Source organism: Amphritea sp. (assembly GCF_048266285.1).
Taxonomy (GTDB): domain Bacteria; phylum Pseudomonadota; class Gammaproteobacteria; order Pseudomonadales; family Balneatricaceae; genus Amphritea.
The window spans coordinates 1-12,836 of sequence record NZ_JBLWZV010000011.1; the positions used below are offsets into that span (position 1 = coordinate 1).

Consider the following 12,836-nt stretch of genomic DNA (forward strand, 5'->3'; position numbering starts at 1 on the left):
CCGGTGGCGTACCACAGCTTTGGTGGTTGGAAGCGTTCATTGTTTGGTGATCTACACGCTTATGGTCCAGATGCCGTGCGCTTCTACACCAAACGTAAAACTATCACTCAGCGCTGGCCTTCCAGTGGTGTACGTGAAGGTGTTTCATTCGCCTTCCCAAGCTAACGATACAGTTAACCGAGGCTGATCTCTGCAGATTAGCCTTTCCGGTTGCAACGCAGGCTTGGTCGGTTTAACGCTGGCGAGCCTGCCTATCTATTTCGATTGATGATTGTCCTACCTACTAGCAAGACACCGTTTTCTTATAACAACAAAGGTGATCCCATGCGACGTAAGCAAATTTTGATTATTGATGCCAGGCCTCTATGTCGAGAAGGCTTGAAGAGCGTGCTGAACTTAACACTTGATGCTATCGATTTTACTGATGCCGGGAGTGATTACGCCTTTGTTCAGGGGTTACGGCAACAGAAAGAGTTCGACCTTATCTTGGTGCATGAAAGCTTTCTCTCTATTGGCGATCGTGGGCTGATTTTATCCCATCTGTATAAAACGCAGAATCCGATTGCGGTTATTTGTGATCAGGTCAGTGAAAAGCTGCAAGTAAAGCTGAAATTTTTCAATATTTCGGGCGTGATTCAACAGACTGAACCGGTCGATATTATCGCCAAGCGCATCGCTGATTTACTGACCGATGTCGATAGTGGCTTAAATCGAAGCTGCTCGATTAGTCCTTATCCGACCGGTTTTTCTGCGCCACACCTCCCCTTGGAAGATGTTGGTGTTAAAACAAAACTCGATTATTTAACCGGCCGGCAACGGGATGTGCTCGACTATCTGAAAGTTGGCTTGATGAATAAAGAGATCGCTTTTGAGATGGGGATTTGTGAGTCGACAGTTAAGCGGCATGTGTCAGATATCTTTAAAAAACTTCGAGTACAAAACAGAACTCAGTTAGCTGTTAGCTTAAGTTATTGAAAATAATATAATAATTGTTTTTATAATAAAATTGACCAAGTGGTAAAATTATTCTATATTGAAGTTACTTATTGTTTAGCGGCGTTGTCATCTCGCCTGATTATAAATAAAAAAATAAACCGGGAGACGTTCAAATGATCTCTGTTGAGCAAGCATATAATCTTGAACATGCTGATAGTCACCAGATTCAGTTACTCAGAAATCAGGCATCCGCGTTACGTGATCTGCATTGGGGAGATGTTGTTACCTATTCCCGAAAAGTGTTTGTGCCTTTGACGAATATGTGTCGCGATACTTGCGGTTACTGCACCTTTGTCAAAGCACCAGGCTCGCCTGAAGCGAATATTATGACGCCGGAAGAGGTCATGGAAGTGGTCTATCAGGGTGAAAAAATGGGCTGCAAAGAGGTGTTGTTTAGCCTAGGTGAAAAGCCGGAAAAAACCTATCCCGAAGCACGTAAATTTCTCGCGGAGCGGGGCTATAACACCATTATCGATTATCTCTATGATATGTGCCTGATGGTGATTGAGAACACCAGTATGCTACCGCATGTGAATGCTGGCACCCTATCCGAGCAGGACGTTATCAAGCTGCGCCCGGTGTCGGCCAGTATGGGGATGATGCTCGAAAATGTTAGCCGTCGCCTGATGGAGCAGGGAGAAGCGCACTACGCCTGTCCTGATAAAGTGCCGCTGCAGCGGTTGCGCACCCTCGAATTGACCGGCAAGCATAATGTACCATTCACAACCGGGATTCTGATCGGTATCGGCGAAACTTGGCAGGAACGCATTGATAGCTTAGTTGCGATTAATGAGATCCATAAAAAGTATGGTCATATTCAAGAAGTAATTATTCAAAACTTTAAAGCGAAGCCCGGAACGGCGATGGCGGATGCACCAGAGCCGAGCCATGAGGAGATGTTAAAAACCCTCGCGGTCGCTCGATTAATTCTTGATCATACGATTAGTATTCAGGCACCGCCAAATCTGCAGGAATATTATCGGGACTATCTCCACTCTGGTATTAATGACTGGGGAGGTGTGTCTCCGGTAACCATTGACCATATTAATCCGGAAAGAGCATGGCCGAAGATCCAATCTTTGGAGTTTAAATCCTCTGAATGTGGCTACCGACTTAAAGAGCGATTGGCAATCTATCCACAATATAAAAACTTGCCAGAAAAATATCTTTCTTCAGTCATCGCTGGTCGGGTCGATGATCTTGATGCTGCCGCTTAGTTAATAAATCACCTGCTTGTTTACATCATAATTGCCTGGATATATCCAGGCTTTTTTTTGCTTAACCTCAAGTGCGTTAGTTAAGTAATTAGGTAGGTTTTTGGTTATAAAGATGTGTTTACCGGTCGGTAAAAAAACCTCTAGTATCGATGCTTCGATGTGTAAATTGACGCATAAAAATAAAGATAGAGGTCATAGATGAAAATTAAAATAATGTGCACGTTATGCTGTGCTTTAGTTTCAACCGGGGTATCCGCTAAACAGCAGTGGAGCGACTTTAGTCTGAGCTATGTAAAAGGAAATAACTTTGAAGTGGTTGATCCGGATCAGCAGACCATTACTGTCGAACATGCCAGCGGCCATGATTGGGGTGATACCTTTTTCTTCGTCGACCGTCAGAAATCCGATGATGGTGATACATCCACCTATTTTGAGTTGTCACCCCGTTTAAGCCTTGGTTATGTAACAGGTGCAGACCTCTCGTTTGGCTTGGTCAATGATGTCTATCTTGCTGGTACTTGGGAGAGTGGTGAAGGTTTCGATAATTATATGGCAGGCCTGGGTGTAGGTTTAGATCTGCCCGGCTTCCAGTATGCCAACGCGAATATCTATCAAGTGAATAATGAAAATACTGACGACGATATTATGGTCACCCTGACATGGGGCGTGCCGTTTAGCATCGGCAATGCGGATTTTCTCTACGATGGTTTTATCGACTGGTCTAGCGAAGAAGATGATCACGCATCAGAAACCAACTTTACTTCACAGTTGAAATGGAATGCGGGCAAGTTGATCGGTACAGCGTCGCCGGTTTATGTGGGTATCGAGTATTCTCATTGGAGCAACAAGTATGGCATTGATGGTGCCGATGAGCGGAACCCTGCACTATTGCTTAAGTGGCATTTCTGAGCGTCTTTGGCTGATTAATAGCAACTGTTAACCGAGACATCCCCTTCTGTTCTCGGTGTTACGGGCTTAATGATAATAGACTCCCGATATCCCTTAAAGTGGATATCGGGAGTGTCAGTTAGGATACTTATTTCTGGATTTTAAGAGTGTGCAGTGAGGTGTATTCTGCTAAGCCATGGGCACCGAACTCAACTCCGAACCCCGATTGCTTTGTCCCACCAAAGGGCGCATCCGGTTGTACTGCACCGTGGGTGTTAACCCAAGAGGTGCCGCACTCTAACTGCTGTGCTATCGCCTCGGCTTGTTGAATATCGGCAGACCAGACCGAGCCGCCTAAACCATTTGGATTATCATTGGCTAGGGCAATGGCGCTGTCGATATCGGTGTATTTAATCACCGGCAGAATCGGCCCGAACTGTTCCTCATCCACCAGTTCATCACCATTACTCAGTCCAGCAACGATAGTAGGCTCAAAGAAAAACCCTTGAGTACCGATACGTTTGCCGCCAGCGAGAATCTGTCCGCCAGCTTTGGTGGCACTGGCGGCAAGCTTAACAACAATGTTGAGTTGCTCTTCGTTCTGTAGCGGGCCCAATTGACTGTCAGCGTTGAGTGCATCGCCAACCACCACGGCTTTGGCCTGCTCTGCTAATGCCTGACAGACCTCATCATAGATGGATTCATGCACATAAAGGCGCTTTAGGCAGGCGCAGGTTTGGCCGTTGTTGTGGAAGGCCGCGCCAAACAGCTGTGGCACTACGCTATTAATATCGATATCTGGCAGCACGATAGCCGCATCGTTACCGCCGAGTTCGAGGGTGAGTCGTTTTAGGCTAGTGGCCGCCGAGGCCATGATTGCTTTGCCCGTTGGTGTCGAGCCGGTGAAAATGATCTTGTTCACTTCGGGGTGGGCGACCAGTGCACCACCCACATCACCATAACCGGTCACGATATTCAGAACGCCTTTAGGTAGCACTGTATTGGCCAGCTCGACGAAGCGCAAGGTGGCTAATGGCGTTTTCTCCGATGGTTTGATCACTACGGTGTTGCCGGCCCGCAGAGCGGGGATAACATGCCAAATGGCAATCATCAGCGGCCAGTTCCAAGGGGTTATCGATGCAACAACACCCAGCGGCTTGCGGTAGGCTTTGACGAATAGTTCGTCGTCATCCTGAATGATCTCGTCGGCTAAGGTGATATCAGCGGTGACGTGGGTCCAGCCAATCGAACCCATCAATTCCATTGTTGCGCCGACAAAATTCAGGCCGCCACGGGGCTTGCCGGTTTCCTGACAGATGAGCGTTTCCAGTTCTTCTTGATGTTGCTCCAATAACTGACCTAACTGATGGATCAGCCCGTTGCGGGCTTCATCTGAGGTGGCGCTCCACTGAGGAAAGGCGCGTCGGGCAGCATTGACGGCTTGATCGACTAACGCGGGGTTGGCCAATGGGCATTGGGCAAAAGGTTCGCCGTTTGATGGGTTAATCACATCGAGTGTTTCGCCGGTGTTGATGGCAGCACCATCGATGGTGAGATTGAATTCGGACATAGAGCTTCCTTACTTATTTTTTTGTTTCATCATTGGCCAGTAACACCGGGACGTCAACTGATTAACGCCCAAGTGCTGAAGGTCACCGTGTCAGCGTTGTGGCTGGGATAGTCGTTGTTGCATGTGGATAAACTCCCAAGGTGAGGTCTCTTCACCCCGTTCACATACGACTTCGATCAGAGCCGGTGCGTTGTTATTGATGCATTTTTCTAGCACGGGCTTTAATTCTGCCGGAGAAGTCACGCGGTAGGCGTTCACATGGCAGCTTTCAGCCAGTTTAATAAAGTCGGGGGTGAGTAACTCGGAGCCGCTGTAACGGCTGTTATAGTGCATATCCTGATCTCGGCGTACATTGCCATAGGCATTGTTGTTGAAGACCAAGGTGACCAGACCGATATTATGTTCGGCGGCGGTAATCAGTTCTTGTACGCCAAACATAAAACCGCCATCACCACAGACAGACACCACGGCTTTATCCGGGTTGGCGACCTTGACGCCAAGGGCGGTGGGGAAGCCATAACCGAGGGTGCCCTGAAAGCCGCCTTCGATGTAGGTGCGTGGTGCGAGTACCGGCAAGCCACCAATCCAAGTGGTGAAACCCATTTGTGACAGTTCCGGCACATAGAATCCATCGCGTGGCAGCACATCTCGGATAACCGAGAGGTAGGACATCTGTGGCTGCACCTTTTGGATCGCCTGCCAAGCGACAACTTTAGCGGTGGCGATCTCATCGAGGCGGTTTTTATCAGGGGATACCCGTGTTTCTAATTGTTCGATCAGCAAGCGGCAAGCGGCGGCGGAATCGGCAATGATGCCCAGGTCTGGAGCAAAAATCTCCATCTGCGCGGGGTCGATATCGATACGGATCAGTTTCGGGCCGGAAGTCGGCACTTGCTGATATTCCATATAGTTGCCCCAGCGCATATAGGGCATCTCTAGGCGGGAACCGATACCAATTAGCAGATCGGTATCATCCCAGAGTTCGCGGGCGGCAACCGGCCCGACACCTAATGGATGGTCTTCAGCGACCACACCTCGGCCACTACGGAAGCCGGTCACCGGTGCATTCAGGAGTTCAGCCAGCGCCTGCACTTCGACGGACGCATGTTGGGCGCCGGCACCGCACATAATCATCGGCTTCTTCGCTGCGCTGATCAGCTTAACGGCTTCTTGAATGGCGTCGAGGTTGATGGTTGGCGCGTTGGGAGTGGTATTGGGAACCGTGATGCTGGCATCCTGTTGTTCTGCCATCACATCCCAGCACATCTCAACGGTCACGGGGCCGGGGCGGCCACTGCGTGAGGTGGCAAAGGCCTGATTGACCTTGTCGGACACACTGTCCTGCTGATGGATGGTGATCGCATCTTTGATAATCGTTTTGAGTGTACCCGCTTGGTCTGACAGTTCATGCAGATGGCCGCGTCCCTGTCCCATAAATGAGCTAGGCACCTGACCGGTCAAGCCGACAATAGAGCTACAGTTACCCATGGCGGTACATAATGCCGCCGTGGTATTCAGAATACCGGGCCCCGGCACCACCGAAAAGACACCGGTTTTACCGGTCGATTTGGCATAACCCATGGCCATATAAGCGGCGCTCTGCTCATGGCGGGGAACGATCAGATCGATGGAACTGTTATAAATGCCATCAAATAGGGGATAGATCTGTGCGCCGGGGATGCCAAAAATAGTTTCTGTTCCGTTGGCTGCAGCGGCAGCAATAATTGCTTCGCCGCCGCTCATTCGAGTTGTATCTGTCGCGTTGCTCATCTTGTCGGCTTCTTATAATTAGTTGCTTTAACAAGATAGTAGAAAAGCTATAGCTATAATAAAACTATAGATAATATTTATAGGCTATAATTAATTCGTTATAGATAAGGCGTTTAGTTGTCGTTATTAGCCGGTGTAAAACCGATCTTGGGTCCGTTATGAATATTAAACAGCTGCAGTATTTTCTCAAAGTGGCAGAGATGAAGAGTATCGCGGCGGCGGCTCGACAACTGGATATCGCCCAACCAGCGTTAAGCTTGCAGATCTCTAAGTTAGAACATGAAGTGAAATCGCAGCTTTTTTCTCGCGGCATTAAAGGGGTGCAGCTCACGGAGTCGGGCCTATTATTTGAAAAACATGTGCAGATAGTGGTTGGGCAGCTCAACCGGGCGGTCAGCGATATTTCAGAGCTTGAGGGCAGCCCCAAAGGCAAACTGGTGATCGTGATGAATCAGGCAGGGGTTAACCTGCTGGCGATGCCGGTGTCTCAGGTGATTGAGAAGGCCTTCCCCAATGTTGAGCTAGATCTGCGCATGGGGTTGTCTTATCAGGTGGTTGAACAGCTTGCCAGTGGTGAAGCGGATCTGGCGATCACCTATGAGGAGGGGGCGGATAATAAGAGTATCTCCCGCGAACTCTTGATCCGCGAAGACCTTTATTTCACTACCCAGCTGAATGATCAAAACCGAGATCTCGATACGATTCGTTTTAAAGATCTGGTCGACTATGAAATAGTCACTACCTCAGAAAAAGAATCCCTAGGGCGTAAGATTCGCGAGTATGAAAAGCGTGAAGGAATCGAGCTAAAGAAAAAAATGCCCTATGGGCAGTTACTCACCAGCCTGCGGTTTGTCTGTGAGGGGCACTGCAATATGATTTTGCCATCCTCGGCTTTTTTTCATCTAGAGCAGGCCGGACAATTGAAAGCATTAAAAATTATTGAACCGGCAATGACCCGCAATGTGTATCTGGCCATTAATCATGAGCGCCCGGTGCGAAATATCACCCTCAAAGTGATTGAGCTGATTAAAGCCTGTGCGTACCAAGAGCACCTGACGGGGAATTGGCGCGGGGAGATGAACCGGGCCTCCATTGAGCAGAAGAGTTAAGCTGTTTTATCTATATTTTAACTGCCGATATGGTTTGACTGTTAAAAAATAATATAGATTTTAATTAAGGGGTCATGGAAGCTATCTACTGCTATAGGTCGTCGAACTTTATTTTGTAATAGAATGTTCATATGAATTAATTTTTAAATTATTCCTTGATATGTTTTCAGAAATGGCTTGAATAATATTTTTTGATCGTACTTGAACCATCACTAAAAATTAGATGTATTTCAAGAATATCCGAGTGGATTTTATATTTTATTTTGGTGTCAAGTTTATGATTTCTCCACCTGCCATCAGTGGTTCCCCATAGTACTGAATTGTTATTAACTTTACATTTTTGAGACCAATTAGTTCCATCCATACTTCTTGTGTATGATACATGTATTACATCACCACTTTTTCCGTCGTAGTTGATTATAGATACTGGCCTTCCCATCATTGCTGAAATTGTTGATTTACATATATTAATATCTGAAAAGTTATTCTTGGAATTTCTATTATAATCATCCCTGCCGTTTGATGTGAAAATGTTAATAAAGATGGTTGCTAGCAATAGTAGAAAGAAACCTGCTGATATTATCAGCAAGATAAGAGATACTAAGTATCTTATGGGGTATGCGTACCCATCGGCGTATATGGATAAACCAAACTCTGTTCGCCCAAGACCAGTTCCCTTCTTGTCAGTATGAAGAAATGAAAAGATAGACTCTCTGTGAGGCTTAGTATTAGAACATTCTAGTGGTTTTTTATTATCTCTTGAATTTGGTTTTAAATATTCTTTTTGGTCATTAACGTCATCATCGATTAGCTCGAACTCTTCAGTTATAGCTGCAGGGCTGTTAATGTTGTTTGAATTGCTTTTATCTAGGATTATTGTTTTTTGTTTTTCGAATTCTTCTTTGGGTAAATAACCTTTTTCATATAATGCTGCAAGTCGATCAAGCTGATCAATTAAATTAGAGTTGTCTGTGCTCGGCGCTTCTTTTCTTTTTTGTCTTAGGTTATTTATCAGTTCTCTGATAGCTTCAGAGGTTTTTTTTGAACATTATTGATGAAAAACTCCTCTTTTGCTGTGCTTATGAAAAAATCACTAAATAAAATTCCATTTTTTATTCGACAGGAGGTAATGGTTTCTAGAGGGATCTCTGTAATTTCTGACTTTCTTAAAAAAGTACTTTTAAAAATAAAAATTATGCGAATGTTCGTTACAATTAAGAGTGCTTCATTTCCTTTTCTCGTCCCATTTGTGATTGATTTTGGTATTTCATCTTCCATTAATAGATTAATGACGTTTGATTTCTTTAAAGTTTTTAATGAATCTTTATTTGAAGTTGATGGGATAATGTTTTTTTCGAATTTATCAAGAGACATTCTAACATCCATTTAATTGACCTCTTTTTATTCCACTATGTGGTATCTTAAAGCATACAGATCTCTCGTCTGATTTTTATCTTCACTCACCAGCGATGTAGGTTTAATTAAATCACTCATGATAAGAATACTCTACCTAAAAAAGTATAAAATTCTTTTACTGGCAGTACTAATACACGCATGAAACTAAGTTTAAAGTGAGTAGCCGTAACGTAATATAGTACCAGTGTAATAACATAACAACAGGAGAGAATAACGATGGCAATTTATGAATTAGACGGTCAGCAGCCGCAAGTGGATGCGGATACCTATGTGGCCGATCAGGCGACGGTTATTGGTAATGTCACCTTAGAGGCGGGGGCGAGTATTTGGCCGCAGGCGGTATTGCGAGGGGATAACGAACCGATCGTGATCAGTCAGGGGAGCAACGTGCAGGAAGGTGCGGTGCTGCATACCGATCCGGGTTATCCGTTGATGGTTGAAGAACGGGTGACCATTGGCCATCAGGCGATGTTGCACGGTTGTCATATCGGAACGGGGTCGTTGATCGGGATTCAGGCGGTTGTGCTAAACGGCGCGGTGATTGGCAAAAACTGCTTGGTCGGAGCCGGTGCGGTTGTGACCGAAGGCAAGGTCTTTCCTGATAATTCACTGATTCTGGGTGTGCCGGCGAAGGTGGTTAAAGAGCTGAGTGCCGATGTTATCGCGAATATGCATAATAATGCGGATAAGTATGTTGAGAATGGCCGCAAACATAAGTCATCGCTAAAAAAATTAAGTTAAACCGGATTCTGCCGGTTTAACGTTTACGGCCTAGGCTTTTACGCCTTAGATGAGCGGCGATGATTGACCAGATGGTAGGTCACGGGAATCAAAACGAGGCTGACCAGCATTGAGAAACTGAGCCCCCAGATGACGGTGATCGCCAAGGGTTGCAACATCTCAGCACCATCACCCCAGCCGAGAGCAAGGGGCAACATGCCGGCAACGGTACTCAGCGTGGTCATAATAATCGGCCGCAACCGGAGTCTGGCCGCTTCGAGAATCGCTGCAGAGAGATCGCTGCCTTTATCGCGGGCGATCTCGACATATTCCACCAACAGAATCGCGTTATTCACCACGATACCGGTTAGCATAATCATACCTAGCCAGACCGGCATCGACAGGGGAATGGCGGTTAGCCAAAGCCCGCCGGCCACGCCGATAGCAGCAAAGGGCACGCCAAAGATAATGATCAACGGGTTGCGCAGTGATTCATACTGAATCGCCATCACCACAAACACCAAAAACAGCGCTAATCCCAGCAACATCGTAGTGAGTTTGCTCTGCTCTGCCAGCACCTTTTCTGAACCACCATCATAGACGGTATAGCCCTCAGGCAGGGACAGTTCATCACGCACGCTTTTAATTGCGCTCAAGGCCTCCCCGAGGGTCATATTCGGCGCGAGGGAGGCGGATATCTCAACGATACGCATCTGGTTATCCCGCTGAATACTGGCTGGCGACTCAATCAGTTGAATGCTGGCAACATCCGACAGATGTACCGGGGGTGATGCACCGTTGCCGGGAAACAGCAGTAAGGTTTCCATCGATTGTGGGGTATTGAAATGCTGCTCTGCCAGACGCAGGCGGATATCGTAGGCGTGATCATCGGTAATGTATTCGCTGATGATTTTGCCCTGCAGTGCGATCTGGGTGGCCTCTATAAGATCGGCCAGGTCTATGCCGAGCTGATTCGCACGTATTCGGTCTAGACTAATGGATAGTTCGTTCAGTCGGTCTTCTGCCGAGTGACTCAGGTTACGCAGTTGAGGTAGTGACTTGAGTTCGGCGGTTAATTCATCCGCTAGACTGATCAGCGTTTTATTATCCGGTCCTTGCAATCGCAGGCTGATATCTTCGCTACCACTGTTAGTACGGATACCGCGGATACCGCGTTGGGTCATTCTCACGGTAAACCCGGCCAGTTGTAGGGCGGCTATTTGCCGCTGTAGCTTCTCTATCCACTGATGGCTGGATAGTTGGCGTTCAGCTACCGATTTGAGTTGTACTACTACGGTTGAGCGATTGGATTGCTCCCGTTGCGAGCGGCCAAATACCGAGCCGCCGACCAGAGTAAACACCGTTTCAGTTTCGGGTTGCTGGGCAAAAAGCGCTTCCAGTTGACTGACCTTGGCGTCCATTTCGCTCAGGGATATACCAGTATCGGCGGTGATCCTGATGGTAATTCGACCATCATCGAGTGGCGGTAGAAAGATCTGTTTGCCACTGGTGAAAACCGGCATGGAGAGAAACAGCGCCAGAATAAAAGCGAACAGGGTGAGCAGCCTGTGCTGTAAAAAACGTTTGAGGATGGCGCTATAAATTCGTTGTAGGCCTTTTACCGCGCGGTCGGTTAACCGACGGATGCCGCCACTTCGAGAAGGCTTGGTCGAGGCGGCGAGTGCCGGCACGAGGGTCAGGGCGATCACCATCGAGGCAAAAATAGCCGCAGAGATGGTGATAATCAGTTCTTGAAACAGTAAGCCTGTTAGCCCGCCGATAAACAGGAAGGGCAGTATGGCGCAGAGGTTGGTCGAGGTGGAGGCGATAATCGCACTATTAACCTCGGTGGCGGCATTGTTGGCCGCCGCGAGGGGATATTCATGATTTTGCTGATGGCGGCTGATGTTTTCCAGCATCACGATGGTGTTATCCACCAACATGCCGATACCTAATGCCAACCCTCCGAGGGTCATGATATTAAGCGTTAGGCCGCCAAGCCCCATCAATACACAGGTAAACATAATCGCAATCGGGATCGCACTACCGATAATTAGTGTATGGCGCAGGTTACCTAAGAACAGGTAGACCACGGCCATTGCCAGTAGCGCCCCGCTGATTGCTGCTGTGGTGGCATTATTGAGGGACTGTTTAACATAGATGGATTGATCGGATACTTGGGTGACGCTGATATCGGCGGGAATAATCTGCTGTTGCTTGAGCCATGCTAAGCGCGCTTTGACTTGATCGGCCACATAAGTGGTGTTGGCGGCGGGCTGTTTTTGAATCGATAGCTTGATGCCCTGCACACCGTCGGCCCGGATCAGGATGCGCTCATCTTCGGTGCTGAACTCGACACTGGCGAGGTCTGCTAGGGTTAGACTGGTATCCCCTCGGCGGGCAACGGGTAGTTGGCGTAGTTGTTCGAGCGAGATGAGCCGGCCACTGATGCGGCTATTGAGTTCATTGCCAGGCATCGTGATGCGCCCGGCCGCTTGATCGCCGTTGCCCTCTGTTACCGCATCGGTCAGGGTACTATAGCTGATATCGTAGGCGGCCATCCGTTGTTGATCCGGAATAATGTGCACCTCGCGCACCACCCCACCGCCCACTTCGGCGGCTGCCACCCCAGGCAAGTTGATCAACCATTTGGCGATCACATCATCGGCCCACTGCCGTAGTGCCGCACTATCAAGAATCTGAGAACTGATAACAAATTCCATCACCGGAATTTGGGCGGGGTCAAGTTTATAGATCACGGGGGAGTCGATCGAGTCTGGCAGGGTACGCCGCGCGCGATCGAGTCGAGTACTGGCATCCCGCAGGGCGATATCAATATCTTTACCATATTCAAAGGCTAGATCGACGGTGGTGGTGCCTTGAGTGGTGGTTGATTGCACATGGATGGCATCTTCGGTGATCGCCAACTGCTCTTCTAATTTACGGGTGACCCGGTCTTCCATCACCGTGGGTGGGACGCCACTGTCTAGCACTCTGACACGAATCTCAGGGTAGATAATATGGGGTAATAGATCGACCGATAGACGGTTGAGGGCAAAAGAGCCGATCACAATCACGGATAGAGCCAGCATGATCACCCCAACGGGGTGGCGGATAGACCAGTTGGCTAACCCTTTGGAGTGTCTCATG

The 12,836-nt window shown here is 47.9% G+C and carries 9 protein-coding genes and 1 pseudogene; 6 read left to right on the top strand and 4 right to left on the bottom strand.

The annotated features are described in order from the left end of the window. The 4 genes and pseudogenes from ACN0T0_RS12655 to ACN0T0_RS12670 all read left to right on the top strand — a co-directional run. A pseudogene (locus ACN0T0_RS12655) lies at nucleotides 1–165 on the top strand (methylmalonate-semialdehyde dehydrogenase (CoA acylating)); the annotation flags it as partial. 159 nt (nucleotides 166–324) lie between these two features. Next, nucleotides 325–975: a LuxR C-terminal-related transcriptional regulator gene (locus ACN0T0_RS12660; RefSeq protein ID WP_417226614.1), complete on the top strand. Its 651-nt coding sequence runs from the start codon at nucleotides 325–327 to the stop codon at nucleotides 973–975. Nucleotides 976–1,109: 134 nt separating this feature from the next. Continuing rightward, entirely contained in the window at nucleotides 1,110–2,213 is a 1,104-nt protein-coding gene (cofG, locus tag ACN0T0_RS12665; RefSeq protein ID WP_417226616.1) for a 7,8-didemethyl-8-hydroxy-5-deazariboflavin synthase CofG, read from the top strand. A gap of 198 nt (nucleotides 2,214–2,411) precedes the next feature. Next, entirely contained in the window at nucleotides 2,412–3,122 is a 711-nt protein-coding gene (locus ACN0T0_RS12670) for a DUF5020 family protein (protein WP_417226618.1), read from the top strand. 127 nt (nucleotides 3,123–3,249) lie between these two features. Here ACN0T0_RS12670 and ACN0T0_RS12675 read toward each other — a convergent pair whose 3' ends face one another. Then, nucleotides 3,250–4,671 carry an aldehyde dehydrogenase family protein gene (locus ACN0T0_RS12675; RefSeq protein ID WP_417226620.1) on the bottom strand — a complete coding sequence of 474 codons (1,422 nt, stop codon included), beginning with the start codon at nucleotides 4,669–4,671 and terminating at the stop codon, nucleotides 3,250–3,252. Nucleotides 4,672–4,761: 90 nt separating this feature from the next. Beyond that, entirely contained in the window at nucleotides 4,762–6,441 is a 1,680-nt protein-coding gene (locus ACN0T0_RS12680; RefSeq protein WP_417226622.1) for a thiamine pyrophosphate-dependent enzyme, read from the bottom strand. A 158-nt stretch (nucleotides 6,442–6,599) separates the two neighbouring features. On the opposite strand from ACN0T0_RS12680, the gene ACN0T0_RS12685 reads away from it, so the two are divergent. Further along, complete coding sequence (locus ACN0T0_RS12685; RefSeq protein WP_417226624.1) at nucleotides 6,600–7,550, top strand: LysR family transcriptional regulator; 951 nt, start codon at nucleotides 6,600–6,602, stop codon at nucleotides 7,548–7,550. A 1,011-nt stretch (nucleotides 7,551–8,561) separates the two neighbouring features. Here ACN0T0_RS12685 and ACN0T0_RS12690 read toward each other — a convergent pair. Further along, nucleotides 8,562–8,924 carry a PH domain-containing protein gene (locus tag ACN0T0_RS12690; RefSeq protein ID WP_417226626.1) on the bottom strand — a complete coding sequence of 121 codons (363 nt, stop codon included), beginning with the start codon at nucleotides 8,922–8,924 and terminating at the stop codon, nucleotides 8,562–8,564. A 258-nt stretch (nucleotides 8,925–9,182) separates the two neighbouring features. Between ACN0T0_RS12690 and ACN0T0_RS12695 the strand changes: the two genes are divergently transcribed. Next, the gene (locus ACN0T0_RS12695) at nucleotides 9,183–9,707 is read left to right on the top strand and encodes a gamma carbonic anhydrase family protein (RefSeq protein ID WP_417226628.1); all 525 of its coding nucleotides are present in this window, start codon (nucleotides 9,183–9,185) and stop codon (nucleotides 9,705–9,707) included. A gap of 38 nt (nucleotides 9,708–9,745) precedes the next feature. On the opposite strand, the gene ACN0T0_RS12700 is transcribed toward ACN0T0_RS12695, so the two are convergent. Further along, on the bottom strand, nucleotides 9,746–12,835 hold the full coding sequence (locus ACN0T0_RS12700) for an efflux RND transporter permease subunit (RefSeq protein WP_417226630.1): 3,090 nt from the start codon (nucleotides 12,833–12,835) through the stop codon (nucleotides 9,746–9,748). Nucleotide 12,836 lies beyond the last annotated feature (1 nt).

Bases quoted from the DNA above. Each gene is read 5' to 3' on its own strand.
- ACN0T0_RS12660 (WP_417226614.1), top strand. From the start codon at position 325: ATGCGACGTAAGCAAATTTTGATTATTGATGCCAGGCCTCTATGTCGA.
- cofG (WP_417226616.1), top strand. From the start codon at position 1,110: ATGATCTCTGTTGAGCAAGCATATAATCTTGAACATGCTGATAGTCAC.
- ACN0T0_RS12670 (WP_417226618.1), top strand. From the start codon at position 2,412: ATGAAAATTAAAATAATGTGCACGTTATGCTGTGCTTTAGTTTCAACC.
- ACN0T0_RS12675 (WP_417226620.1), bottom strand. From the start codon at position 4,671: ATGTCCGAATTCAATCTCACCATCGATGGTGCTGCCATCAACACCGGC.
- ACN0T0_RS12680 (WP_417226622.1), bottom strand. From the start codon at position 6,441: ATGAGCAACGCGACAGATACAACTCGAATGAGCGGCGGCGAAGCAATT.
- ACN0T0_RS12685 (WP_417226624.1), top strand. From the start codon at position 6,600: ATGAATATTAAACAGCTGCAGTATTTTCTCAAAGTGGCAGAGATGAAG.
- ACN0T0_RS12690 (WP_417226626.1), bottom strand. From the start codon at position 8,924: ATGTCTCTTGATAAATTCGAAAAAAACATTATCCCATCAACTTCAAAT.
- ACN0T0_RS12695 (WP_417226628.1), top strand. From the start codon at position 9,183: ATGGCAATTTATGAATTAGACGGTCAGCAGCCGCAAGTGGATGCGGAT.
- ACN0T0_RS12700 (WP_417226630.1), bottom strand. From the start codon at position 12,835: ATGAGACACTCCAAAGGGTTAGCCAACTGGTCTATCCGCCACCCCGTT.